Genomic DNA, 24,541 nt, shown 5'->3' on the forward strand with positions numbered 1-24,541 from the left:
GCCGTCAGTGCCGTACGGTGACGACGATCTTGCCGAACCGGGTGTTCGACTCCAGGTGGCGGTGGGCCTCGACGATGTCGGCCAGGTCGAACGTGCGGTCGACGACGGGGGCCAGTGTCCCGGAGCGCAGGCCCGCCCCGATGAAGGCCCTGGCGCGCGCCAGGCGTTCGGGGTCGGCGGTGACGAGGTCCACGGTGAAGCCGTGCACGGTCAGCGGCCAGTTCAGGGGCAGGGGGGCCGGTCGCGGGTCCAGCCAGCCGTACACGATCAGCAGCCCGTCCGGCGCCACCGCGAGCGCGGTCTCGCTCAGGCCCGGACCGGCGACCGCGTCGAGGACGATGCGCGCGCCCCGGCCACCGGTGAGCTCCCGAACCCGGCCGGGGATGTCGCCGCCCTCCCCCTCGACGAGCACGTGGGCCGCCCCCGCCTCCAGCAGCCGGGCGGCCTTGTCCGCGCTCCGGGTGACCGCGACGGGCACGGCTCCCAGCTGCCCTGCGACCTGGATCGCCGCCAGCCCGACCCCGCTGGACGCGGCGTTGATCATCACCGCGTCGCCCGCCCTGAGCCGTCCCACCTCGACCAGGGCGCCGTAGGCGGTCAGGTACGTGGTCCACACGGCCGCGCCGGTGACCGCGTCGATCGTGCCGGGACGGTGCAGGAGCCGGCGCGCCGCGACGTTCACCCGCTCGGCGTACACGCCGTGCCGCGACATCTCCTCGTCGCTGACGACGCACACCGCGTCGCCCGGCGCGAACCCCGTCGTGCCCGGCCCGACCTCCTCGACCGTCCCCGCCGCCTCGAAACCGATCCGGGAGCCGGGCAGCGTGGGTGCGTAGTAGTAACCGCCGGAACGGAACATCGCCTCGGCCCGGTTGATCCCGATGGCCTCGATCCGGACCCTGACCTCACCCGGCCCGGGCCCGGGGAGCTCGACCTCCTCGATCCTCAGCACGTCAGGGCCGCCGAGCTCGTCGAAGCGCACGGTGCGCGCGTATGTCGTCATGCCACGACGCTACGAGACCTTCCGGAGACGCTCCATGCCGCAGAATCTGTCCTTCTTGTCCGTTCGTCTTCTCCGATGGACGAAGGGCTAGGCTCCCGTCATGGACGTGCTGAGCGACGCGATCATGGCCATGCGCACCGGTGTGCCGCACTCCTCGCGCACCTGCCTGCCCGCCCCGTGGGGCCTGCGCTTCGCCCCCTCCGGAGGGGCGGGCTTCCACGTCGTGCTGCAGGGGTCCTGCTGGCTGCTGATGCCGGAGCGGGAGGCGATCCGGCTCAACGTCGGCGACGTGGTGTTCCTGGCCCACGGCCGCGGCCACGTCATCGCCGACGACCCGGCGACACCGCCGGTGGACGTCGTCCAGGACGAGAGCGGGGAGTGGGTGCTGACCGAGGAGGCGCCGCCGGGCCCGGGACCGGCTTCCGTGCTGCTGTGCGGCGCCTACCGGCTGAGCCGTGCGCGGGCGCACCCGCTGCTGTCGGGACTGCCCGACCTGGTGCACCTGCCGGCCAGGGTCGGCGCGCACCCGGCGCTGCGCGCCACCGTCGACCTGCTGGGCGCCGAACTCGACCGTCCCGGTCCCGGCTCCGGAGCGCTGGTGCCCGCGCTGCTCGACGCGATGCTGCTCTACATCCTGCGGGCCTGGCTGCACGAGCACGCCGGACAGGCCGTCACCGGCTGGGCGGCGGCGCTGGCCGACCCGGCGATCGCCGGCGCGCTGCACGCCCTGCACCGCGACCCCGCCCACGCGTGGACCGTGCAGGCGCTCGGCGCCCGCGCCGGGCTGTCGCGGGCGGCCTTCGCCAGGCGGTTCGCGGCCGTCGTGGGGCAGCCGCCGCTGGCGTACCTGACGTGGTGGCGGATGACCGTGGCCGGAAGGCTCCTGGCCACGGGCGAGGCGCCGCTGCGGGTGGTCGCGGAGAGCAGCGGGTACTCCTCGGAGTTCGCCTTCGCCAGGGCGTTCAAGCGGGAGTTCGGCATGCCACCCGGACGGTACCGGCGCACGCGGTCACGGCCGTGACCCGCCTTGGCCTCGGCGTTCGCCTTGACCTTCCGAACGAGCCGTGCCCGGGCAGGGCACGCCGTCCCGGCACGCGGCGACCGGCGGTCTCGTCGACGACGGTCCGTGCTCCGGCGCCGTCCCGGTCATGAGGGATCCCGGTCCTCGCCGACGCGGCGCAGGTGGTCCTCGAAGGTGGGGCGCCGGTCCGCCGAACGCGACCACACGGTCAGGGCGACCAGCCGGAAGGGGAGCGACACGAGCCTGAGGACCCGGCGGCCCAGGCGGCCGACCAGCCCGAAGAGCTCCCCGAGCGCCTCCCGGGGGCGGCCCAGGGCCACGACGGCCATGACGAGGGCCGTGCCACCGCGACCGATCCCCCCGAAGTCGCCGGGGTCGTCGGCGTCGCCGGGGTCGCCGGGGTCGCCGGGGTCGCCGGGGTCGTCCCGTTCCCTCTTCCCCCTCCTCACGGCGCGGGACCGAGCGCCGAGGGGGGGAACGTGCTGCCGTGCGTCACGGGTCCTCCCAGGCCGGCCTCGGTGAACGAGGATCGATCGCGCCGTGACCGTAAGCCTACGCCGGAGGACGCACGACGGGCCGCGGTCGGGGCCGCGGTCGGGGCCGCGGTCGGGGCCGCGGTCGGGGCCGCGGCCCGGTGCCCTTCGGGTCCCTGCGCCGGTCGTCGTCACGATCACCGGGCCGGTGGTTTCCCGTACGATCGAGGTCACGATGGACGACTTGCTGACGATCGGCGAACTGGCGCACCGCACCGGTGTCGCCACCTCCGCACTGCGTTACTGGGAGAGCCTCGGGCTGCTCACGGCACCGGTCCGGGTCTCGGGTCAACGGCGTTATCCGCCGTCGGCCGTCGAGCTGGTGGGGACGATCCTGCTCCTGCGGGAGGCCGGCTTCACGCTGCGCGAGCTCAAGACGCTCCTCGCGTCCCGCTCATCGGCCGACGACGGCCGGCGGGAGCTGCACCGGCGCAAGCTCGCCGAGCTGGACGAGCGGATCGCACGGGCCCAGGCGGCGCGTACCGCCGTCGCCCACGCCCTGGCCTGCCCGCACGAGGACATCTTCGACTGCCCCAACCGCGCGAGAGTGGTCGCGGCGCGCCTGGCCGGATCACCGCTCCACGAGGCCCACTCCCACTGACCCCGGCGCCCGGGTCCCGCCTTCGGGAAGGACGGCCCCGGGCCGCGTTCACCGGTCCCCGGCGACCAGCCTTCTGGCCTGGGCCGGGTCGTCGGCGTCCAGGGCGATCCTGGCGTGCTCGCGGCACCGCGCCAGGGAGTGGGCGGCGAGGCTCTCCCGCACCGCGGGCACGGCGGACGCGGACATCGACAGGCTGGTGACGCCCAGCCCGGCCAGGACGGTCGCCAGCAGCGGGTCCGCGGCCGCCTCCCCGCACACCCCCACGGGTCTGCCCGCCTCCCGCCCGGCCGCCGCGCAGTCCGCGACCAGCCGCAGCAGTGCCGCCTGCCAGGGGTCGAGCAGGTCGGCGAGCTCGCCGTGCTGCCGGTCGGCGGCGAAGGCGTACTGGCTCAGGTCGTTGGTGCCGACGCTCAGGAAGTCCAGCTCGTCCAGCAGGCGCCCGGCGCGCAGCGCGGCGGCGGGGACCTCCACCATCGCCCCGACCCGCGCGATCCCCCGGTCGCGGGCCCGGCCGGCGAAGTCGGCCGCCTCCCCCACCGTCGTCACCATGGGCGCCATCACCCACGGCTCGACCCCGGTCGTCCGGGCGGCCTCGGCGATGGCGTCGAGCTGGGCGTCGAGCACCTCGGGCCTGACCCGCGACACCCGCAGCCCCCGTACGCCCAGGGCCGGGTTGGTCTCCTCGGCCAGGCCCAGGAACGGCAGCGGTTTGTCCGTGCCCGCGTCCAGGGTGCGGATCACCACGTGACCGCCCGGCGCGGTCCGGAGGACCGCCGCGTACGCGGCCACCTGCTCCTCGTGTCCCGGAGCCTCGCGCCGGTCCAGGAAGAGGAACTCGGTGCGGAACAGTCCCACCCCCTCGGCGTCCACCTGCCCGGCTCCCCGCGCCGCGGAGGCGTGGCCCGCGCCGGGTGATCCGAGGTCGGCGGCCGAGCCGATGTTGAGCAGGAGCGCGACCGGATGGCCGTCGGCGGTCCGGCCGGGGCCGCTGCTCGCGGACGGGCGGCGCCGGGCGTCCTCGGCCCGGCGCTGGATCCCGTCCGCGGCCTCCTCTCCGATCCCGGTCTCCACCTCGCCGCGCAGGCCGTCGACCGACACCCACGTCCCGTCGGGGATCTCGCCCGCGTCCCGGCAGGCCACCACGGCGGGCAGGCCCCGGGCACGGGCCAGGATGGCGGTGTGGCTGGTCGGGCCTCCACCGGAGGTGACGAGCGCCAGGACGGAGGCGGGATCGAGGTTCACCGTGTCGGCCGGGGAGAGGTCCTCGGCGAGCAGGACGAACGGGTGGCCGGGGTCGGGCAGGCCGGGGACGGGCAGGCCCAGCACCGTCGCGACGGCCCGGTTGCGGATGTCGTCGAGGTCGGCGGCGCGCTCGGCGAAGTGACCGCCCGCCGCCAGCAGCTCGCCCCGGTGGTGGGCGCAGGCCTCGTCGATGGCGTGCGCCGCGTCCGCCCCCGACCCGACGGCCGTCTCGACGGACGCGTGCAGGCCGGGGTCGTCGGCGATGAAGGACTGCGCCTCCAGGATCGCCTTCGCCTCGGCACCGGAGGCCTTCTCCGCGCGTGCCGCCAGCTCGGCGGCCGTGGCCCGCAGCGCCCCCAGGGCCCGTTCGAGCTCGGCCCCGGGGTCGGCGACAGGGACGCGGCCCGGCAGCGCGGGCGGACCGGCCATCCGGCACGTCCGCCCGGCCGCCCGCCCGGGGCTCACCCCCAGGCCGGTCAGCGTCTCAGTCATGGACGTTCCCACCGGCGTTCCCACCGGCGTTCCCGCCCGCGCTCTCCTCGGCGTCGAGGTCGCGGGCGAGCACCTCGGCCAGCGCGTCGAGCGCCTCGTCGGCGCCCGGCCCCTCCGCGTCGAGTGTGACCGCGGTGCCGTGCGTCGCTCCCAGCGCCAGCACGCCGAGCATGCTGTTGGCCGGTACGGGCTTGCCGTCCCCGACGCGGATCCGCACGGGCGTCCCCTGCCTGGCCGCGGCCTGCACGAAGATCTTCGCGGGCCGGGCGTGCAGACCCGAGCTCGACGCGATGACCACTGTCCTCTCCGGCATCTCCGGTTCTCCTTCTGCGCGTTCTGGAAGCGGTACGGGCGGGTGCGCCGCTCAGGGCTCGACGGTCAGGCTCGGCGGCCGGGTCCCGGTGGTCGCCGTCCGGCGGTCACGGCCCGATGGTCACGGCTCGATGGTCACGGCTCGATGGTCACCTTGATGGCCTCGCCCCTGCCGACGACGGCGATCCCCTCCAGGACCTCCTCCAGCGGCAGCCGGTGCGTGATCAGGTCGGTGACCGGCACCGAGCCGTCGGCGATCAGCCCCAGGGCCCGCGCGTTGTGCGCGGGGCTGGACCCGTTGGCGCCGACGATCGTCAGCTCCCGGTAGTGGACCAGGTTGGAGTCGCAGCGGATGATCGGGTCGTCCTTGGGCAGGCCGCCGAAGAAGCTGATCCGCCCCTGCCGGGCCGCCATCCGCAGCGCCTGCTCCTGCGCGGCGCCCGAGGCCGCGGCCGTGATGACGACGTCGGCCCCCCTGCCCTCGGTCAGCTTGAGCACCTGCTCCACCACGTCCTCGCCGTGCACGGCCGCGTCCGGGTGGACCAGACCGGCGGCCATCTCCAGCCGCCCGGCGTTGATGTCGACGAGGACGACGCGCGCGGCGCCCCGCGAGCGCGCCAGCCGTACGTGCAGGCAGCCGATCGGGCCCGAGCCCATGACCACCACGTCGTCGCCCTCGCCCACCCGGGCCAGTTCCTGGCCGTTGAGCACGCAGGCCAGCGGCTCGGCCACGGACGCCTCGGCGAAACCGACCCCGTCCGGGATGCGGTTGACGCCGTCGACCGCGAGGACCTTCGCCGGGACGGCCATGTACTCGGCGAAACCGCCGTCGTAGTGGTAGCCCATCGACTCCTGGTTCGGGCAGACGGTCATCCGGCCCCGGCGGCACTCGCGGCACTCACCGCACGGGATGGCGGCGATCACCTGCACCCGGTCCCCCGGGGCCCACGGGCCGGTGCCCTCGACCACCTCACCGGCGATCTCGTGCCCCATCACCCTGGGCGGCCGGATGTGGTGGTGACCGTGCCGGTAGATCTTCGCGTCGGTGCCGCAGGTCGAGCAGTTGCGCACGCGTATCGTGATCTCACCGGGCCCGGCGACCGGCTCCGGCGCCTCCTCGACGCGGATGTCACCGGGGGTGTGGAAACGGGCGACCTTCACAGTGCTTCGTCCTCTTCACTCGGTTGCAGCAGCCGGACCACCTCGGCGACCTCCGTCGCCTCGCGCAGGGCCCGCGCGCGGTCGGGGTCCATCAGGATCCGGGCGAGCTCGGCGAGCAGCCGTACGTGACCGTCGCCCCTGGCGGCGATGCCGACGCAGACCGTCACCCGCTCGCCGTCCCAGTCCACCCCGCCGGGAAAGCGCAGGACGCTGACGGCGTCGTGCCGGACGGCGTCCTTGGCCGCCGCGGTGCCGTGCGGGATGGCGACCCCCTCGCCGACGTAGGTGGAGATCGAGCGCTCTCGTTCGAGCATGGTGTCGATGTAGGAGCCGTCCACCGCGCCGACCGCGAGCAGTGCCCGACCGCACTGGCGGATCGCGTCCTGGCGGCCGGTGGCCGACGCCGTCAGGTGGATGGCGCGCGGGTCCAGCGGCAGCGGCGCCGTCTCAGGCATCGACGGTGCCTCCGCTCTTGATCGCGGCGACCAGCCTGGTCACCGCCGGGTCCCCGATGAAGACCTGGAAGGGGATCAGCACGGTGTCCGGGACGGTGGCCCTGGCGCGGTTCGCCAGGCCCGCGTGGCAGACCACCACGTCGGCGTCGGCGGGGATCGCGTTGACCGGGGCGTGCTCCACCCGCACGTTCTGGTCCTTGAGCTGCTTGCGGAGCTGGGTGGCGAGCATGACGCTGCTGCCCATGCCCGCGTCGCAGGCTACGACGATCTTGTGGATGTCCTTGCTCTCGATGCTGGCCATCGGTCAGGCCTCCTTGACGACGGGTGTGGTTCCGGGTTCTGCGCGGGTCTGTCCGGGGCTCTCTGCGGGGCTCTCCTCGACCTCGTTCCTCTCACCACGGCCGAAGCCGAGGAGCGCCGACGCCACGGCGAAGGAGACGAGGGTCGCGGCCAGGACGCCGGCGAGGACGCCGACCCACCCGCCCCTGGGCGTCACCGCGAGGTAGGCGAAGATGCTGCCGGGCGCCGGCGTGGCCACCAGCCCGGACCCGGTCAGAATGAAGATCATGACGCCGGTGGCGCCGCCCGCGATGACCGCGAGGATCAGGCGGGGCTTCATGAGCACGTACGGGAAGTAGATCTCGTGGATGCCGCCGAAGAACTGGATGATGATCGCGGCGGGGGTGCTGGGGCGGAGCTGGCGGGGGCCGAAGAACAGGTAGGCCAGGAGCAGGCCGAGCCCGGGGCCGGGGTTGGACTCCAGCATGAACAGGATCGACTTGCCCTGCTCGGCCGCCTGCGCCACGCCCAGCGGCCCGAGCACGCCGTGGTTGATGGCGTTGTTGAGGAACAGGACCTTGGCGGGTTCGATCAGTATCGAGGCCAGTGGCAGCAGGTTGTGGCCGATCAGCCAGGCGACCGCGGTGCTCGCGGCGCCGGTGATCTCGGTGACCACCGGGCCGATGGCCTTGAGGCCCAGCAGGGCCATGGCGCCGCCGATGATGCCGGCGGTGAAGTTGTCCACCAGCATCTCGAACCCGGCCCTGGTCCGCTCGACGGTGAAGCCGTCGACCAGCTTGAGGACGAAGGCCGCCAGCGGGCCCATGACCATCGCGCCGAGGAACATCGGCATCTCGGCCCCGACGACCACGCCCATGGTCGCGACGGCGCCCACCACGGCGCCGCGCTGGCCGTGCACCATCCGGCCGCCGGTGTAGCCGATCAGGATGGGCAGCAGCGACTTGATGATCGGGTCGACCAGGGCGGCGAACTCCTTGTTGGGCAGCCAGCCGGTGGGGATGAACAGTGCGGTGATCAGGCCCCAGGCGATGAACGCGCCGATGTTCGGCATGATCATTCCGGCCAGGTACCCGCCGAACCGCTGGATGGTCGCCTTCATCCCCGTCCCTGTGACGGTCGGGGTGTAGTCGGTGCTCATGTGCTGCTCCTTCCGGGGTGGCCGGGGCTGAGCCGGCCTGGGAGGTGGTACCGCGCCGCCGTCAGCCCCCGGACCGCAGCGGCAGGGCGGGGTCGGCTCTGGTGACGCGGACCTCGTCGCGTCGTATGTGGTGCGGTGACGGCATCCGGCTCCCCGGCAGCCCGACCGCGGCGGTCGCCCAGGCCAGCGCCTCGACCAGGGCGGCCTCGCCCCGGGCCCCGGCGGCCAGGAACCCGGCGAGCATGGCGTCGCCGGCCCCCACGGTGCTGCGCGGCTCGGCGACCGGGCACTCGCCGTACCAGACCTGGTCGTCCTGCAGGAGGATCGCGCCGTCGGCGCCGAGGCTGGCCAGGACGGTGCCCGCCCCGCGCGCCCGCAGGTTCCGGGCGGCGGCGACGGCGTCGCCCACGGAGGCGATCACCATCCCGGTGGCCTCTCCCAGCTCCTCCCGGTTCGGCTTGACCAGCGCCGGTGCCCCGGCGAGCGCCGAGACGAGCGCGGGGCCGCTGGTGTCGACCGCGACGTTGATGCCCGCGCCGGCGAAGCGGTGGCACAGGCGCGCGTAGACGTCGCTGGGCACCTGGGGCGGGAGGCTGCCGGAGGCGACCACCCAGTCCGCGGAGCTGGCCGCGCCGAGCACGGCCTCGGCGATGGTGTCGAGCTCGGCCGGGGACAGGGCGGTACCCGGCTCGTTGATCTTGGTGACCGTGCCGTCGGGTTCGGCCAGGGAGACGTTGGAGCGGGTGGACCCGGCGACCGGCACGGTGATCATGTCGATGCCCTCGATGGAGAGCAGGCTCACCAGCCTCCGCCCCTCGTCGCCGCCGAACGGGACGACCGCGCAGGAACGGATCCGGTTGGCCAGCAGCGCCCGCGAGACGTTGACGCCCTTGCCGCCCGGGTCCAGGTGGGCGGCTGCGGCGCGGATGACGGCCCCGCGGGTCAGCGAGCCGATCTCGATCGTACGGTCCAGGCTGGGGTTGAGGGTGAGGGTGACGATCATGCCCGGACCACCTCCGCCCCCGCCGCGGCCAGCTCGGCCGCGACCCCGGTGTCCAGGCCCGTGTCGCTGATCACCACGTCGATCTCCTGGATCGCGGCGAAGCGCGCCAGATAGGTGTTGGCGAACTTGGTGTGGTCGGCGAGCAGCACGCAGCGCTGCGCGGCGCGGATCATCGCCCGCTTGATGGCGGCCTCGGCCGGATCGGGCGTGGTCAGGCCCTTGGCCACCGAGCACCCGTTGGCCGCCATGAAGGCCACGTCCACGTGCAGGTCGGCCAGGGGCCGCAGCGCCCAGTCGTCGACGGTGGCCAGGGTCCGGCCGCGCACCCGCCCGCCCAGCATGATCACTGTCAGGTTGGCGCGGGTGGCCAGCACCGTGGCCAGCGGGGGGGAGTTCACGATCACGGTCAGCTCCCGGTCGATCGGCAGCGCCTGGACCAGCCTGCCGGTCGTCGACCCGGCGTCGATGATGATCGCGCCGTCCTCGGGGAGCTCGGCCAGGGCGGCCTTGGCGATGCGCTCCTTCTCGCCGGTCATCACCTCGTCGCGGGCGGCCAGCTCGGGCTCGAACCCCAGCCGCTCGACCGGTATCGCACCGCCGTGCACGCGCCGCAGCACCCCGGAGCGCTCCAGCGCGGTCAGGTCGCGGCGGATGGTCTCGGTGGTGACGGCGAACTCCTCCGCCAGCGTCACCACGTCCACCCGGCCGACCGTCCGCGCCCGGCGCAGGATCTCCTGCTGCCGTTCCTCGGCGTACATGCTGTTGATTCACCGCCGTTTCCGTGTTGTTTCAGCTTTATCTACACCCGTATGTGTTGGAAGGTCAATGGGTTGATATCGCCGCAAAGCCGGTATAGAACCAAAAAACCCCAGGTCGTTACCCGGGGTGGGAAGAGTGTGGGGGACGTGGACGCGCGGCAGACCCGGATTTTGGAACGCGTTGGAAATCCGCCGCCCGCCGGGACCTCCGGGCGGGCCGGTACGGCGCGTGATCGCGCGCCGCCCGGCCGCGGCCCGGCCGGTCAGTCCTCCTCGGGGCCGAACGGGTCCCAGTCGGTGGCATAGCGCAGCAGCGAGGCCGCGAGGTCTCCGTGCCGGCCGGCCCACACGTCGTCGAAGACGAACCACTGCTGGTGGCCGAAGTGACCGTCCAGGTGGATCGACATCTGGGCCAGGTGCGCGCCGCACTCCAGCAGCGTCCTGGAGGGGTCGCGGCCGCCGCCGAGGTCGCCGCCGGACGCGCTCTCCTCCAGCCGGCCGAGCGCGAACGCGTGGGCCGGGGCGTGCTCGCCGAGCAGCTCGGGCGGAAGCTCCCCGTCGTACGACGGCCAATGGTTGCACCGGCGCAGCGCCGGGCCGAGGTCGTCGTCCCCGGGCGCCACCAGCGCCCGCAGGACGAGCAGCTCGTGCGGCCACTCCGTGAGGTCCTCGGCCGTGGCGCGCAGGTGCGCCGCCAGCGCGGGCAGCCTGACGCCCGGGAAGGAGAACGGGGGCTGCCAGCAGATGCTCTCGCTGTCGTAGAAGGTCAGCAGGACCGCGTGGGTGGCGACCGCGTCCGGCCCGTGCGGGGCGTCCGCGTCCGGTCCCGCGTCCGGATCGCGGGTGGTGCCCGCGCCCGTTCCGCCGCCCTCGCGGGTGTCGTCGGGCAGCGGCCAGCCGTCGTGCAGCAGGTAGGCCACCCGCTCCGGGTGCCGGGCGGCGAGGGTGTCGTCGAAGAAGAAGTAGGGCAGTTCCACCTCGTCGTCGTCGGTGTGGACCCGCACGCTGTGCTCGTCGACCAGCAGGTCGCCCTCGTGGTACAGGTGCTCGGGCAGCATGTCGGCGAGGTCGCGCCAGGAACGCGGGGCGGGGAGGCGGTGCTCGCGGGCGTCCTCGAAGATCGTGGAGAGGCCGTAGACGTCCCCTCCCAGCTCGGCGGCGACCCAGGCGCGGGCGTCCCCTGCGGGGTCGTCCACGACGGTGCGCCAGCCCCGGCGGAACCAGTCGAGCACCGTGGCGTCGGGGAGACGGCGGACGCGCTTGCCGAGCGGGCCCTCGTAGTGGGTGCGGTAGACGAAGTGAGTCACGGGGCACCACCATGCCGGACACCACCGACAGGACGCCGGCGGGGTGGACCTGCGGGGAGACACGGACGGTCGCCGTACACGGTCCGCACGGCCCGCATGGTCCGGGCCCGCATGATCTGCACGGTCCGGACCCGCGCGGTCCGCACGGTCCGCGCGCCGCCGGACATCGCACCGTGACTCCCGCCGGGGCCCGCCGGGTCCCGTGAGGAACCACCGAGGGCGGCGGGTCCGCCGGTCAGAAGAGGGTCAGCGGCTCGTCCGGCAGCGGCTCGGGCAGCGGCTCGGGCAGCGGCTCGGGCAGCGGCTCCAGCTCCGGCAGGCGGGCCCGTACCTCGTCGTGGAAACGGCGGGCGAGCGTGAGGGCGTCGGCGTTGCCGGGAGTGTGGACGAACATCGTCGGTGAGCGGCCCTCACGCAGCCATCCGGCGACCGTGCCGACCCAGCCCTGCCAGCCCTCGACCGTGCTCTCCGTGTCGTCCCGGCCGAGGTAGCGGACGATCGGCCGGTCGGTGAGCGCGCGGGAGCGGCGGGGCATGCGCGGTTTCCTCGTCCACGCCTCCCGCTCGGCGTCGCTCGCCGGAGGGTTCCGGAACAGCACGGTGGTGTCGAACGGGACCCACTCGGCCCCGGCCCCGGAGAGCACCCTCTCCAGCAGCCCCTCGGCCCTGGCATCCTCGAAGAACGCGGGATGGCGTACCTCGACGGCGTACCGGTACGAGCCGGGAAGCCCGCGGAGGAAGGCCGCGAGGACGCCGAGATCGGCCGGGCCGAAGGAGCCCGGAAGCTGCACCCACAGGGCGTGGGCCCGCGGCCCGAGCGGCTCGATCGCCTCCAGGAACGACCGGAGCTCCTCCTCGGCCCCGGTGAGACGGCGCCCGTGCGTGATCGTCTTGGGCAGCTTGGCCACGAGCCGGAAGTCCGGATCGGTCTGCCGCGCCCACGACTCCACCGTGCTCCTGGACGGGGTCGCGTAGAAGGTCGTGTTGCCCTCCACCGCGTTGCACCAGGTCGCGTAGGCGCGCAGGCGCTCCTCCGGGGGAAGCGGATGGGGCAGGAGGCGCCCCTGCCAGGGTTTGTGCGTCCACATCGCGCACCCCACATGAAGCCGCATGCGCTCGACGCTATCGGACGCCGGAGGGAGCCGCCGCCAGGCCGTCCGACGAACGGGCCCGGCGAACGTCGGCCCATGACCGAGGTCCGGGCTCCGGGGGTCGGAGATCGGCGGACCGGTACGGTACGCCGGGAGGAGGCCGCCCGTCCGGCAGGGGGTTCGACGGGCACCGGCCCGCGCGGTGCGTGGTTTGCTTGCCTCATGGACGAGCCGCACATCACCCGCTATCTGGAGAGAATCGGCGCGGCCCGGCCCGCGGAGCAGGACGCCCAGGGCCTGCGTACCCTGCAGCTCGCGCACCTGAGGGCGGTGCCGTTCGAGAACCTGAGCATCCATCTCGGCGAGCCGGTCCCGCTGGAGTCCGGCGCGCTGTTCAACAAGATCGTCGATCGTCGTCGTGGTGGCTTCTGTTATGAGCTGAACGGGTTGCTCGCCGAGTTGCTGACCGCGCTCGGCTACCGAGTGACACTGCTGGCCGCCAGGGTCTTCAACGGCCGCACGCCGGGTCCGCTGTTCGATCATCTGGCGCTCCGCGTCGATCTCGACGAGCCGTGGCTCGTCGACGTCGGTTTCGGTGATTTCGCCGACGAGCCGCTGCGGCTCGACGAGCGCGCCGAGCAGGAGGACGGCGGCGGGACGTTCCGGATCGCTCCCGCGCCCGGGGCCGCCGGTGAGCACGGTGACCTCGACGTCACGCACCGGGGCGAGCAGGGCTACCGGCTGACCGCGCGGCCGTACGAGCTGGTGGACTTCGTGCCGACCTGCTGGTGGCAGACGACCTCTCCGGAGTCGCACTTCACCCGGTCACCGGTCTGCACGATCCGTACCGCCGAGGGCCGGACCACGATCAGTGGCCGCAGGCTGATCCGCACCGCGCACGGCGAGCGCACCGAACGCGTCCTCGAGGAGGGCGAGCTCCTTCCCGCCTACCTGGACCGCTTCGGGATCACGCTCGACCGGGTCCCGTCCGCCGGGGCATGATCTCCGAGGAGCGCCGGCCCCGAAGGTCCCCGGTCAGGTCGCCGGGCCGGAACCGGGCCGTGACGAGGATGCGAGCGAGCGGGCGTCGCCGGCACGTACCCTCGCCGACCGTCCGTGACGGCCGTCACGACCACCGCACGGTCTCCAGGCCGCCCAGCTCCCCCAGCCCGGACCGGCCCTCCCACGCCAGGATCGTGATCATCTCTCCGGCCTCGGCCAGGGAGACGAACCGTCCCCGCGAGCACCGCGCGGCCACGTCCGGGGACTCCACCCACAGCCGCGGCCCCTCCTGCCAGGCGAACTGGACGATCACCCCCGAGCGGGCCGCGAAGACGGCGAAGTTCTCGGTGCGGGGTGGCAGCCGTACCAGCAGGTCGCGGCACTCCTCGAGGGTCATCGGCACCGGCACCTCGCCGTCACGGCTGCCGTAGCGGTGGAAGGTGACCTCCAGGTCCACGGTCTCCTCGGCCTCCACGGCCATGGGGTCGGCGGGGTCGGCGGGGTCGGCGGCCGGCCGCTCCCCCGCCGGAAGCTCCGGAGACGCCGGGAACGCCGGAGGCGCAACCAGGGCCGCCAGAGCTCGTGACGCCCGTTCCCGGGGAACGTCGACGTCCGTCACCGTGCCGTCGGCAGTACGCAGGACCCCGCGGAGCCGGTCCCAGTCCCGGTGCAGCGTCAGCTCGTTCCCGTGATCGGCCGACAGCAGCAGCCGTACCCCCGTCGGCAGCCACGGCAGCTCGAAGCGGGCCAGCGGCAGGAGCGCGACCTCGGCCGGTTCGCCGGTGGCCGGGTACGGCCCGCCGGACCACGCGTCCAGCGGCCGCACCCTCACGCGCGCGTCAGCGGACGAGGACCCGCCGAGGTGCGCGGCCAGGCGGCCCCGGCGACGGCGCCGCCAGACGATCGGGAGGCGGATCCGCTTCTCCGCGTCGCCGCTCCAGTCGGCCTCGAAACCGTGACGGCGCAGGACGGCGACGGCGTCGTGCCCGACCGCCGTGGTGCCGGCCGCGCCGGTGCCGCCGGTGCCGCCGAAGGCCAGGAACAGGTCGCCTCCCTGTGCGGCGTGCTCGGCGTCCTGCCGGTGGTAGAACACGTAGCCGCGGGCGCCCTCCTGGGCGCGTACCTCCGCCCCGATCTCCGCCACCCCGCACGTCTGGCAGCAGGCGTGGTCCTCCCTGGCCACGATCCCGGCCAGGTCGAGGTCACGGAACGCGGCGGCCAGCCGGTCGCAGTCGGTGACGGCGGGCCAGGTCCGCTGCTCCCGCAGGTGGCGGGCGAGCTCCTCGTCGGCGAACCGGCCGGCGAGCTCGGCGACGGCGAGCGGGTCCTCGTCCTTCTCCCGGCTGTCCACGGCCCCGGCGACCATCCCCCGGTGGTCGAGGGTGCCGAGCGCGACGGCCATCCGGATCCGCTCGGCGAGGTAGGCCCGCGCGTTCTCATCGATCATCCGCCGATTATCGTCGACGGACGAACCGGTCCTCACCGGGACGACATCGCCGCCGGAGGCCCCGGTGATCGCGTACGGGCACGACCCCGGCGTGCCGGCGAACTGGATGAACGGGAGAATCGGTGGAACCGTCCTATGACGCGGTGCTGTGCGACTTCGACGGCGTGATCCGTCACCACGACACCGGTGCGCTGAACGACCTCGAACGTGCCTGCGGCCTGACCGAGGGCACCACGCTGGGGATCGCGCTGGCACCCGGGCTGCTGGATCCCGTGAGCCGGGGGAAGATCACGGTCGGCGAGTGGACGGCCTCGATCGTCGCCGAGCTGGAGCGCCTGCTCGGCGACGGCGAGCGGGCCGCGGCGCTGGGACGGGCGTTCACCGAGACCGGCGCCCACCTCGACGAGGAGGTCCTCGGCCTGCTGCGCCGGGTCCAGGCGCGGGTGCCGGTGGTGCTGGTGACCAACGCGACGGTCCAGCTGGAGGACGACCTGCGGGCACTGGGCCTGGCGTACGCCTTCGACGAGGTCGTCAGCAGCGCCCGGGTCGGGGCGGTCAAGCCCGAGCGGCGGATCTACGAGATCGCGGCGGAGCGGGCGGGCACGACGGCGGCGCGGTGCCTGTTCGTGGACGACCGCCGGGAGAACGTCGAGGCCGCCCGCGCGCTGGGCATGACCGGCGTGCTCTATCGCGAGGTCGCGGACCTGCGCGGGGCGCTGGCCCCGCTGCTGGACGGGGAACACAGGGAAGGTGGGGAACGCGGGGATCACGGGGATCACGGTCTCGCGGCGGACGGGCACCGCGCCGGTCCGTCGCCGATCGGGACCTGAGACCCTTCCGACCGACATATGTTCGGTGGAAAAGGTGGCGTTCGGTCACATTGCCCGGTGGAACGCACCTGCCAGGATGCCATGCATGAAACTCACCGCGCGTGGCATCCGGCAGAACCTGCTGGTCCGCGGGCCGATCGACGGCCCGCCCGTGTTGCTCGTCCACGGCAACTGCTCCTCGGGGGCGTTCTGGGAGCCTCTGGTACGGCTGCTGCCCGAGCACTGGCGCATCGTCGCCCCGGACCTGCGCGGTTACGGCGAGACCGAGACGGCCCCCGTCGATGCCACCCGGGGGCTGCGCGACTTCTCCGACGACCTGCTCGCGCTGCTGGACGCCGAGGAGGTCTTCCCCGCGGGCACGCGCCCGGTGGTGGCCGGGCACTCGATGGGCTGCGGTGTGGCGATGCACCTGCTGATCGACGCCCCCGAGCGGGTCTCCGCGCTGGTACTGGAGGCGCCGCTGTCCCCGTACGGCCTGGGTGTGGGCGGTGCGGGCGCGGCGAACCCCGACTTCGTGGCGCGCCTGGCGGCCGGTGACCGTACCGCCGACGCCCCGGCCAGCCCCCGGACGATCCTGCGGACCTGCTACGTGGCCGACCCGGCGAGCCTCGGCGCGGACGAGGAGATGCTGCTGGACACCGTGCTGTCCACCGCGACCGGCGAGGGCAACTACCCCGGTGACGCGGTCGCCTCCGAGGAGTGGCCCGGCGCCGCACCCGGTGAGCGCGGCGTGCTCAACGCCATGGCCCCGCGCTGGTTCAACGTCGCCGACGACCTGGTCGCGGTCCCGGCCAAGCCCCCGGTGACCTGGGTACGCGGCGACGGCGACGTGATCGTCTCGGACGCGTCGCTGTTCGACCTGGCCAACCTCGGCAGCCTCGGCCTGGTGCCCGGCTGGCCGGGTGAGGAGCGCTGCCCGCCGCAGCCGATGATCGCCCAGACCAGAGAGGTGCTGGAGCGGTACGCCGAGGCCGGAGGCTCCTACGAGGAGATCGTCTACACCGGGGTGGGGCACAGCCCGCACATCGAACGCGCCTCCGACTTCGCCGGCGTGCTGCGCCGCGTCGTGGAGGGCGCCGGCAGCGGCGCCGCGAGCGGCACGGCGGGACGGTAGCCGGTGCCGGACCACGGACAGGAGCCGGGCCACCGGCGAGAGGACGTCCCCGTCCGGGGCGGTCATCTCCGGGTCGGCGTGTGGGGGGAGCGGGGACCCCTGGTCGTGGCCGCCCACGGCATCACCTCCTCGCACCTGGCCTGGACGTTGATCGGCCCGGATCTGGGACGCGACCACCGCTTCGTCGCGGTGGACCTGCGCGGCCGGGGAGGCAGCAGGGACCTGCCCGCGCCGTACGGCATGGCGGCGCACGCCGAGGACCTGGCCCGGGTGATCGGCCACTACGGGGGCGGGCCCGCCGTGCTGGCCGGGCACTCGATGGGCGGCTTCGTGGTGGCCGAGGTCGCCCGTCGCCATCCGGGACTGGTCGAGCGGCTGGTCCTGGTGGACGGCGGCGCGCCCCTGCCCCTGCCTCCCGGCGCGGGCGACGTGCCCGAGGCGATCGAGCGCACCACGGGACCGGTGCTGGCACGCCTGCGGCGGACCTTCGCGAGCCGCGCCGAGTACCGTGACCTGTGGCGCGCGCACCCGGCGTTCGCCGACTGGACCGAGGCGTGCGCGGCCTACGCCGACTACGACCTGGTCGAGGTGACGGACGCCTCCCCACCCGGCCGTGACGCGGCGGGCACGGGAGGGCGGTTCGTGGCGGCGTGCCGGATCGAGGCCGCGCTCGCCGACGCCCCCGAGGTGTACGCGCTGCCCGGCGTGCTCCCCCGGCCCCTTCCGGTGCCCGCGGTGTTCCTGCGCGCGGCCCGGGGCATGCTCGACGAACCCGGCGCCCCCCTGTACTCCCCGGGCAGGGCCGCCGAGTGGCTGCCCGGCACCGCCGAGACGACGGTGGAGGGCGTCAACCACTACACGATCACGCTCGGTCCCGCCGGTGCCGCGGCGGTCGCCGACGCCGTCCGGCGGACCCGCGTGCCCACGCCCTGACCTCCCCGATTCAAGCGGCCGTCAAGTCCCGGCCCCTACGCTCCCCGCATGATCACGCCTGCCTGCACCAGGTCGACGCGACCGTGCGCGACCTCGACCTCGACCTGCGGCTGCAGGTGCTCCTCGACGGCCACGCCGGGCAGCACCTCATCGGCGACCTGCGCGAGTCCCTGCTGCCCCTGGGCTCCGGCCCGGACGGGCAGGCGTTCCTCGCCCGCCTGCACCACCTCACCGCGGCCGCCCGCACCCGGCCGTGACGGAGGGCCTCGACGAGGCGTCGGCCTCCGAGGACGACCGCAAGCGGGTGGAGGCCGTCCACGCCCTCTGGCGGATCACCGGGGACGAGCGTGACGTGGTCCGGGTGCTGACCCGGGTCGTCGAGCCGCTCGCCGAGGGCAGGGCCCTGCCGGTCATGCGGACCGCGACCCGCTACCTCGCCGAGATCGGGCCGCCCGCCGTCGCGGCGATCCCGATCCTGCGGGCGGCACTGGCCCTCGACCGGCGGCTCACCGACCACGGCGGCTGGCGCGCCTTCGACGAGGACCGGCGCCAGTACGACCTCGCGCGAGACGCCCTCCGGGGCCCCGCCGGCCACGCGGCTGAGAACCGCCGTGCCGGGCGGGACCTCTCATACCGTCGACTCGCCGGGGCCCCGCCCGTTCCCGGGTTCACCGCCCAGGTCGGCGGCTCGACGGGGGACGGGCCCGCCCGAGTCCCGGACAGGCCCGCCCCGCGGCCCGAGACCCCTCACGGGGTCACGAATCCCTGTACGGCCGCATCCCGGCGGCGGTCAACACGCGGACAGGCCCGCCTGGAAGCCGTCGTTGTAGCCGTGCACGTATGCGGCGTCCTGAAGATCGGGGGCGATGGAGAACCCCTGCCCCTGCTGTTGCGTGCTCTTCCGGCATTGGGCGAACCCGTCCGCGTATCCGTCGCTCCAGCCTCTCGAACACAGCTCCCTGAGCTCGCCGTTGAACGCGCGGGTGCACACGGGCGGCGCGACCTTCGAGGTCGCCGCCACATGGCCGTCACCGGCACGTACGGACGCCGGGACGACAGAGGCCTGTGACATATCGACCATCCCGAACATGAGGGCGGCGATCAGCGGACCGGCGATGATCAGACGTTCTCTCTGCACCTTCATTTCCTTCCTGATGAGGCCAACTCGGCAACCGCAACCCCATCCGAGGAAATGACGTCCAGGGATGGCTCAGGAGAGCCGATCCCCGTTAAGGCGAACCTTGGGAGTTCCTGCTTCCTCGCCCTCTCGGAGGAGGGCGTCTCGCTGCGGCCCTTTTCGATTACCGTCGCCGTCCGCCGGTGATGCCCTCCGGCATCGCATGCCGGCGCGGGACGACGCGCTACCCCCCACCATGGGGTTCGGCTTTTCGGCGCGTCCAGGCGCTTGACCCTAATCTGATCTGGTTTTCACCAGTGCACGCAGGTTTTTCAAGGCCTTCACCGAACGCGAAAGCGCATTCTCGTTTACGCTGGGCCACGAAAGAACTGCGAGGCGGCCTTACCATAGATTTTCAGTACATAATGGCTTTTTTGTCGATCGATTTCCCCGCAGGAGTGCAGCGCCACCGGGAACGGCCGAACTCCGGGCCGGCGCGGCCTCCGTCATGCGCCACCGAACGTCACCGCACCGGCAGCCCGGTGACCGCGCGGCCGATGATCAGGCGCTGGATCTCGCTCGTCCCCTCGAAAATGGTGTAGATCTTGGCGTCGCGGTGGAAGCGTTCGACCGGGTGCTCGCGGGTGTAGCCGGCGCCGCCGAGGATCTGGATGGCGCGGTCGGTGACCCAGACCGCGGTCTCGCCCGCGACCAGCTTGGACATCGACCCCTCGGCCTGGCCGAAGGCGCGGCCGTTGCGGGCCATCCAGGCGGCGCGCCAGGTCATCAGGCGGGCGATGGCCACCCGGGTGGCCATGTCGGCCAGCATGAAGGCGATGGCCTGGTTCTCGCCGATCTTGCGGCCGAACTGCTCACGCTCGCGGGCGTAGTCGCGGGCGTACTCGTACGCGGCGCGGGCGATGCCGACGGCCATGGCCGCCACCGAGGGGCGGGTGGTCTCGAAGGTGCGCAGCGCGCCCTGCTCCCCGGCCCGCCCACCGGCGCGGACGCGGGCGAGCCTGGCCTCCAGTTTCTCCTCGCCGCCGAGCAGGCACGAGGACGGCAGGCGGACGTCGTCCAGGACCACCTCTGCGGTGTGCGAGGCGCGGATGCCGTGCTTCTTGAACTTCTGCCCCATCGACAGGCCGGGGGTGCCGGGCGGCACGACGAAGGACGCCTGGCCGCGGGTGCCCAGCGCCGGGTCGACGGAGGCGACGATGACGTGGACGTCGGCGATGCCGCCGTTGGTGGCCCAGGTCTTCACGCCGTTCAGGACCCAGTCGCCGCCCGAGCGGACGGCCCGGGTGCGGATGGCGCCGATGTCGGAGCCGGCGTCGGGCTCGGAGGCGCAGAACGCCCCGAGCTTGACGTCACCGGGGGTGCCGAACATCTGCGGGAGCCACTCCCCCAGCTGCTCGGGGGTGCCGCCGGCCGACAGGGCGGCGGCGGCCAGGCCGGTTCCGGTGATGGACAGGCCGATGCCCGCGTCCCCCCAGAAGAGCTCCTCGAAGGCGACGGCCAGGCCGAGCCCGCTCGGCTCGAACCACTGCTGGGCGAAGAAGTCGAGGGAGTAGAGCCCGATCCGCGCGGCCTCCTCGATGACGGGCCAGGGGGTCTCCTCGCGCTCGTCCCACTCGGCACCGGCCGGGCGGACGACCGAACGGGCGAAGTCGTGCACCCAGTCGCGCACCTCGCGCACGTCGTCGCTCAGCTCCGGGCAGAAGCCGCTCTCGCTCATCGTCCGTTCCTCCTCGGCGTGCGTTACCACCGGTAACACCGGTACTTTACCGACGCTCAAGGTGTCCCGTGTGCCTGGAAGCGGATATGTTGTCCGGTTTTTCGAGTGGTCCGCCAGCGCCGAACGGGGACGGTCCCCCGCAGGGGCGGACGGTCCTCCGCAGGGGTGAGCGGGCCGACGGAACGGGCGGACCGACAGGACAGGCGGGACGAGCGGGTCAGCGGGACGGCCGGTAGCCGGGGACCGTGATCATGGGCGGGCGCTCGGCGACCGCCACGTCCCGGACGTTCACCTGGTGGCCGTTCGCGCTCCGGCGGAACTGGACCAGGCCGGTCGAGAGCCGGTGCAGGGAGATCATCATGTTCTGTCGTTCCAGGCGCGACCAGGAGGTCTGCAGGATCTGGGCGGCCATCCCGCCGAGCGCCTCGGTCGACTGGTGGGAGTGCACCCGGCGGCCCAGATCGACCTGGGCCAGGGCGTCCAGCCCGGCCAGGTCCAGCAGGTCGATCAGCAGGGCGAGCTCCACCCCGTACCCGGTGACGAACGGCACCGCCTCCAGCACCGACCTGCGCCCGGCGTACTCCCCCGCCAGCGGTTGCACGAACCCGGCCAGCAGCGGCCAGTGCAGGTTGATCAGCGGGCGCGCGACCAGCTCGGTGACCCGGCCGCCCCCGCCCTGCACGTTCTGCAGGGGCCGGTCGTAGCAGCCCTTGACGTAGACGACCGAGGGGTCGGTGAGCAGCGGGCCGAGCAGGCCGGTCACGAAGGACGTGCGGAACTCCAGCAGGTCGGCGTCGACGAAGACCAGCAGGTCCCCGGAGGTGGCGGCGAGGGACTTCCACAGGGCCTCGCCCTTGCCGTCCAGCGGCTTGAGGTCGGGCAGGATCTCGTCCTGGGCGATCACCCTGGCCCCGGCCCGCGCGGCCCGTCCTGCGGTGTCGTCGACGGAACGGGAGTCGATGACCACCAGCTCGTCGACGAGCGGGGCGGCCTCCATGAGGTCGTGCCGGATCGCGGCGACGATCCCTCCGACCGTCTCCTCCTCGTCCCGGGCGGGCAGAACGACGCTGACGGTCGTCTCGCCCTTGGCCTCCAGCAGCTCCGGGAGCGACCGATCACCCGAGGATGAGGTGCGCCCGCGTAGCCATGCCTCGACCTCAGGCAGCACGACCGATCCTTCCCATCACCTCGACTCCTAGGGGTATCACCCTATGTGGCTCGATTCGGCGGAGGTACCGGGCTCCCACCCCCGCCGTACAGGTGGGAAGATCGGTCAGTCCGGAACGAGGGGGGACGGCATGAACCCGGTGGTCGTGATGCGGGCGGCGCGTACCGTCCGTGACGAGCTCGACAGCCTGATGGGCGGTGCCGCCGGCGGGCTCCGCGAGCGGCTGGATCCGCTGCTGGCCGAGGCGGGGAGCAGGCCTCCCGAGCGGCTGGCCGACGCGGTCATCCTGCTGGTCGCCGAGTACGGCCCGGCCTGGGACCGGTTCACCGCGCTGCTGAGCCTGGACCGGAGCCTCACCGCCGAGCAGGTGATCCCCCTGCTCTCCCGCCCGGCCGGAACCGGGTCCGGTACGGGTTTCGCGCCGCCGTCCTGGGGTGCGGCGGAGACCGGGTCGCCCGCGGCTGGGGGCACAAACCCCTCCGGTGCCGTCCCGCGCGGATCGGACGCGCTCGACGCGCCCTCGACCGCCTCCTACACCCCGGACTGGCTGCTCCCCGGCTCCGGCGACACCGGTCCCGGCGGCACGGGTTCTGGAGGTACGGGTACGGGAGGCGGTGGCGCGGGCTCGGGGACGGGGTCCGGTGGTGGGAACGGCGCGGGTGCCGGGACGGGCTCCGGCGGGTACGGGCTCCCGGAGCAGGGCGAGGCCGCCGGGGGGAACCGGGCCGGGCACGGCGGCGGGGACGGCATGCCGTCCACCGGTGCGATGAGCTTCGACTGGATGCGTCCCGGCCCGGTGGACCGCCCGATGGACCCCCCGTTCCCGCAGACGGCCCCGCCCGCGGAGGTCTCCTCGCCCTGGACGTCGCCGTCCCTTCCCGGTCAGGCACCGTACGCGCCGCCACCCCAGGAAGGGGCCTCGTTCCCGATGTCCCCGGGGGGCCGGGAGCCGCAGGGGCCGCAGGGGCCGCAGGGGCCCGGAGTACCGCCGTCACCGGTCCCGGGCGCGCCCTTCGACATGCCCGCGCCGTCCGGCCCGCACGACCCGTCCGGTGCGCACCGGCCGTACGACCCGTACGGCCCGCACGATCTGCACCGTCCGCACGACCCGTACGGTCCGCACCCGTCGCCCGTGCCCTTCGAGGCGCCCGTGCCGTCCGGCGACCCGCACGATCCGCACGCGTCGTCCGCGTCCCCCGTGCCGTTCGCCTCGTCCGCCCAAGGACCCGCCCAAGGACCGCAGCAAGGACCCGCGCAAGGACTCCCGCAGGGACCACATCAGGGACCGCAGCACGGACCCCCGCAAGGACCGCGGCAAGGGCCGGCCGGGGACAAGAGCCCCTCGGTGCTGGACCGGCTGGCCGGGGCGTTCCGCAGGCGGCGCAAGGAGGCGCCCGCCGGATCGCCGGGACCGGCGTGGGAGGCGGTCCCGCTGATCGAGGCGCCCGCCGAGGCGGTGGCCGGCTGGGGCGTCGAGGTGTCGGTCGGCGTCGCCCCCGGCCAGGGGACGGCCGGTGAGGTGGCACCGGGTGAGCCCGTGGAGCTGGAGGTCCAGATCGTCGCCGAGGGGTTCGACGCGCCCGGCGGATGGCGGGTGCGGCTGCGCGCCGACAAGGCGTCACCGTACCCGCGGGCGACGGTCGGCCTGGTCGCGCCGGCCCAGGAGGAACCCGAGGTCGCCCGGCAGATCCAGGCCGTCTACTCGGTGGGCGGCCAGGTGGCCGGGTTCGGCGTGCGCGCGGTCACGATCCACGACTCGCCCGGCAGGCTCGGCGGCCAGGAGGCTCCCGGGCCGGTCGCGGGCACCCGGATCCGCCCGGCCCTGCTGGGAGAGCCCTCGGACGTCACGGCGGTCATCGTGCACGGCGACGAGCCCGGCAGGCTCTGGTGGACCTACCGGTCGCCGCACTTCATCACCCCCGACCGGGCCGAGCCCTGCGACCTCGGCGTGCGGGCCTCGGAGTTCGGCCGGCGGCTGACCGGGCGGGGACACCTCTCGGAGGAGACGGGCAGGGAGGTCGGCTCGCGCGTGCCGTGGGGGTTCTGGGAACTGCTGGACGCGGTGGCCGCCCGGGTGGCGCCGCGGCGCCCCAGCGTGCTGATCCTCTCCCAGGAACCGCACGTGCCCTGGGAACTGGCCGTGCTGGACCGCCCCTACGACCCGTCGGTCCCGCCCTTTCTCGGTTGCCAGACGGTGACCGGACGCTGGCCGCTCGGCGGCAGGCGTCCCGAACCGGTTCCGGCCACGGGCGCCCGCGCCGACCGCGTCGCGGTGGTGGGCGCCGAGAGCGCGACGCACCCGCTGGTCACCGAGTACGGCGCCACGCCGGTCTCGCCCGCGCTGGGGGACGTCCTGGGGGTGCTCGACCAGGGCGCCGACATCGTCCACTTCGCGGCCGGAGGCTCCGCGCCGGAGGTGCTGGGACGCGACCTGCCCGGCGCGCCGTTCGTCTTCCTGGAGGAGCCGGGGGACGCGCAGTCCTTCCTGCTCGCGGGGGCCTGCGCCGTCGTGGCCCCGCTCTGGCCGGCCGGTGGTGACGGCGTGGCGCGGGAGTTCTACCGGCGCTGCTTCGCCGGTGAGCCCGTCGCCGAGGTGCTGCGGTCGATGCGCGGCCGGTCGCCCGACGACGCGGGCGCCTACCGGTTCCACGGCCACCCGGCGCTGAGGCTGCACCGGACGGCCCCGCCCGCGGGCTGAGGGCGGACGGGTGCCCGCGTCCGGTGTCCTCGGCGTGGAGAACCCGCGCGGCGCCCGGACGAGGCGGATACCGGCGTC

The 24,541-nt window shown here is 73.9% G+C and carries 24 protein-coding genes; 9 read left to right on the forward strand and 15 right to left on the reverse strand.

The features are described 5' to 3' along the window. Window positions 1-4 precede the first annotated feature (4 nt). Window positions 5-1,003, reverse strand: coding sequence for a zinc-dependent alcohol dehydrogenase family protein (locus tag ABD832_RS37050; RefSeq protein WP_344905709.1), 999 nt, complete (start codon window positions 1,001-1,003; stop codon window positions 5-7). Window positions 1,004-1,103: 100 nt separating this feature from the next. On the opposite strand from ABD832_RS37050, the gene ABD832_RS37055 reads away from it, so the two are divergent. Next, the gene (locus ABD832_RS37055; RefSeq protein ID WP_344905712.1) at window positions 1,104-2,024 is read left to right on the forward strand and encodes an AraC family transcriptional regulator; all 921 of its coding nucleotides are present in this window, start codon (window positions 1,104-1,106) and stop codon (window positions 2,022-2,024) included. Window positions 2,025-2,149: 125 nt separating this feature from the next. Here the strand turns inward: ABD832_RS37055 and ABD832_RS37060 are convergent, their stop codons facing one another. Then, entirely contained in the window at window positions 2,150-2,473 is a 324-nt protein-coding gene (locus tag ABD832_RS37060) for a hypothetical protein (RefSeq protein ID WP_344905715.1), read from the reverse strand. 259 nt (window positions 2,474-2,732) lie between these two features. On the opposite strand from ABD832_RS37060, the gene ABD832_RS37065 reads away from it, so the two are divergent. Beyond that, window positions 2,733-3,158 carry a MerR family transcriptional regulator gene (locus ABD832_RS37065; RefSeq protein ID WP_344905718.1) on the forward strand — a complete coding sequence of 142 codons (426 nt, stop codon included), beginning with the start codon at window positions 2,733-2,735 and terminating at the stop codon, window positions 3,156-3,158. Between the two features lie 48 nt (window positions 3,159-3,206). Here the strand turns inward: ABD832_RS37065 and ptsP are convergent, their stop codons facing one another. The 10 genes from ptsP to ABD832_RS37115 form a co-directional block, all read right to left on the reverse strand. Then, window positions 3,207-4,892 carry a phosphoenolpyruvate--protein phosphotransferase gene (ptsP, locus tag ABD832_RS37070; RefSeq protein WP_344905721.1) on the reverse strand — a complete coding sequence of 562 codons (1,686 nt, stop codon included), beginning with the start codon at window positions 4,890-4,892 and terminating at the stop codon, window positions 3,207-3,209. Continuing rightward, a complete protein-coding gene (locus tag ABD832_RS37075; RefSeq protein ID WP_344905724.1) occupies window positions 4,885-5,205 on the reverse strand; it encodes an HPr family phosphocarrier protein in 321 nt (106 codons plus the stop codon). The genes ptsP and ABD832_RS37075 overlap by 8 nt, the downstream gene beginning before the upstream one ends. A gap of 134 nt (window positions 5,206-5,339) precedes the next feature. Further along, entirely contained in the window at window positions 5,340-6,365 is a 1,026-nt protein-coding gene (locus tag ABD832_RS37080) for a zinc-dependent dehydrogenase (protein WP_344905727.1), read from the reverse strand. After that, window positions 6,362-6,820 carry a PTS mannitol transporter subunit IIA gene (locus tag ABD832_RS37085; RefSeq protein WP_344905730.1) on the reverse strand — a complete coding sequence of 153 codons (459 nt, stop codon included), beginning with the start codon at window positions 6,818-6,820 and terminating at the stop codon, window positions 6,362-6,364. The genes ABD832_RS37080 and ABD832_RS37085 overlap by 4 nt, the downstream gene beginning before the upstream one ends. After that, entirely contained in the window at window positions 6,813-7,121 is a 309-nt protein-coding gene (locus ABD832_RS37090) for a PTS sugar transporter subunit IIBC family protein (RefSeq protein WP_344905734.1), read from the reverse strand. The genes ABD832_RS37085 and ABD832_RS37090 overlap by 8 nt, the downstream gene beginning before the upstream one ends. 3 nt (window positions 7,122-7,124) lie before the next feature. Further along, the gene (gene mtlA / locus ABD832_RS37095) at window positions 7,125-8,258 is read right to left on the reverse strand and encodes a mannitol-specific PTS transporter subunit IIC (protein WP_344905739.1); all 1,134 of its coding nucleotides are present in this window, start codon (window positions 8,256-8,258) and stop codon (window positions 7,125-7,127) included. A 61-nt stretch (window positions 8,259-8,319) separates the two neighbouring features. Further along, window positions 8,320-9,261: a 1-phosphofructokinase gene (pfkB, locus tag ABD832_RS37100; protein ID WP_344905742.1), complete on the reverse strand. Its 942-nt coding sequence runs from the start codon at window positions 9,259-9,261 to the stop codon at window positions 8,320-8,322. Then, window positions 9,258-10,019 (reverse strand): DeoR/GlpR family DNA-binding transcription regulator, encoded by a 762-nt coding sequence (locus ABD832_RS37105; protein WP_344905747.1) that lies wholly within the window; start codon window positions 10,017-10,019, stop codon window positions 9,258-9,260. Before ABD832_RS37105 ends, pfkB begins: the two co-directional genes overlap by 4 nt. 263 nt (window positions 10,020-10,282) lie before the next feature. Continuing rightward, window positions 10,283-11,326 carry a hypothetical protein gene (locus ABD832_RS37110; RefSeq protein WP_344905750.1) on the reverse strand — a complete coding sequence of 348 codons (1,044 nt, stop codon included), beginning with the start codon at window positions 11,324-11,326 and terminating at the stop codon, window positions 10,283-10,285. A 235-nt stretch (window positions 11,327-11,561) separates the two neighbouring features. Further along, window positions 11,562-12,437, reverse strand: coding sequence for a DUF72 domain-containing protein (locus ABD832_RS37115; protein ID WP_344905753.1), 876 nt, complete (start codon window positions 12,435-12,437; stop codon window positions 11,562-11,564). 201 nt (window positions 12,438-12,638) lie between these two features. Between ABD832_RS37115 and ABD832_RS37120 the strand changes: the two genes are divergently transcribed. Next, window positions 12,639-13,418 (forward strand): arylamine N-acetyltransferase family protein, encoded by a 780-nt coding sequence (locus ABD832_RS37120; RefSeq protein ID WP_344905756.1) that lies wholly within the window; start codon window positions 12,639-12,641, stop codon window positions 13,416-13,418. A 124-nt stretch (window positions 13,419-13,542) separates the two neighbouring features. Here the strand turns inward: ABD832_RS37120 and ABD832_RS37125 are convergent, their stop codons facing one another. Further along, on the reverse strand, window positions 13,543-14,865 hold the full coding sequence (locus ABD832_RS37125) for a DUF6891 domain-containing protein (RefSeq protein WP_344905759.1): 1,323 nt from the start codon (window positions 14,863-14,865) through the stop codon (window positions 13,543-13,545). Window positions 14,866-14,987: 122 nt separating this feature from the next. Here ABD832_RS37125 and ABD832_RS37130 point away from each other — a divergent pair, with 122 nt between their 5' ends. The 5 genes from ABD832_RS37130 (at window position 14,988) to ABD832_RS37150 (ending at window position 18,811) form a co-directional block, all read left to right on the forward strand. Continuing rightward, window positions 14,988-15,695 carry an HAD family hydrolase gene (locus tag ABD832_RS37130; protein ID WP_344905762.1) on the forward strand — a complete coding sequence of 236 codons (708 nt, stop codon included), beginning with the start codon at window positions 14,988-14,990 and terminating at the stop codon, window positions 15,693-15,695. 85 nt (window positions 15,696-15,780) lie between these two features. Continuing rightward, window positions 15,781-16,809, forward strand: coding sequence for an alpha/beta hydrolase (locus ABD832_RS37135; protein WP_344905765.1), 1,029 nt, complete (start codon window positions 15,781-15,783; stop codon window positions 16,807-16,809). Window positions 16,810-16,812: 3 nt separating this feature from the next. Continuing rightward, complete coding sequence (locus tag ABD832_RS37140) at window positions 16,813-17,742, forward strand: alpha/beta hydrolase (RefSeq protein WP_344905768.1); 930 nt, start codon at window positions 16,813-16,815, stop codon at window positions 17,740-17,742. 83 nt (window positions 17,743-17,825) lie between these two features. Further along, the gene (locus ABD832_RS37145; RefSeq protein ID WP_344905771.1) at window positions 17,826-17,999 is read left to right on the forward strand and encodes a hypothetical protein; all 174 of its coding nucleotides are present in this window, start codon (window positions 17,826-17,828) and stop codon (window positions 17,997-17,999) included. Next, window positions 17,996-18,811, forward strand: a complete 816-nt coding sequence (locus ABD832_RS37150) for a hypothetical protein (RefSeq protein WP_344905774.1) — start codon at window positions 17,996-17,998, stop codon at window positions 18,809-18,811. Before ABD832_RS37145 ends, ABD832_RS37150 begins: the two co-directional genes overlap by 4 nt. Window positions 18,812-19,382: 571 nt before the next feature. On the opposite strand, the gene ABD832_RS37155 is transcribed toward ABD832_RS37150, so the two are convergent. Both ABD832_RS37155 and ABD832_RS37160 read right to left on the reverse strand, forming a co-directional pair. Further along, window positions 19,383-20,597 carry an acyl-CoA dehydrogenase family protein gene (locus tag ABD832_RS37155; RefSeq protein ID WP_344905777.1) on the reverse strand — a complete coding sequence of 405 codons (1,215 nt, stop codon included), beginning with the start codon at window positions 20,595-20,597 and terminating at the stop codon, window positions 19,383-19,385. A 217-nt stretch (window positions 20,598-20,814) separates the two neighbouring features. Next, window positions 20,815-21,765 carry a glucosyl-3-phosphoglycerate synthase gene (locus ABD832_RS37160; RefSeq protein WP_344905779.1) on the reverse strand — a complete coding sequence of 317 codons (951 nt, stop codon included), beginning with the start codon at window positions 21,763-21,765 and terminating at the stop codon, window positions 20,815-20,817. Window positions 21,766-21,895: 130 nt separating this feature from the next. On the opposite strand from ABD832_RS37160, the gene ABD832_RS37165 reads away from it, so the two are divergent. Then, entirely contained in the window at window positions 21,896-24,463 is a 2,568-nt protein-coding gene (locus tag ABD832_RS37165; protein ID WP_344905782.1) for a hypothetical protein, read from the forward strand. Window positions 24,464-24,541: the final 78 nt, after the last annotated feature.

Origin of the sequence: Streptosporangium longisporum (assembly GCF_039534895.1) — a bacterium.
Lineage (GTDB): Bacteria > Actinomycetota > Actinomycetes > Streptosporangiales > Streptosporangiaceae > Streptosporangium > Streptosporangium longisporum.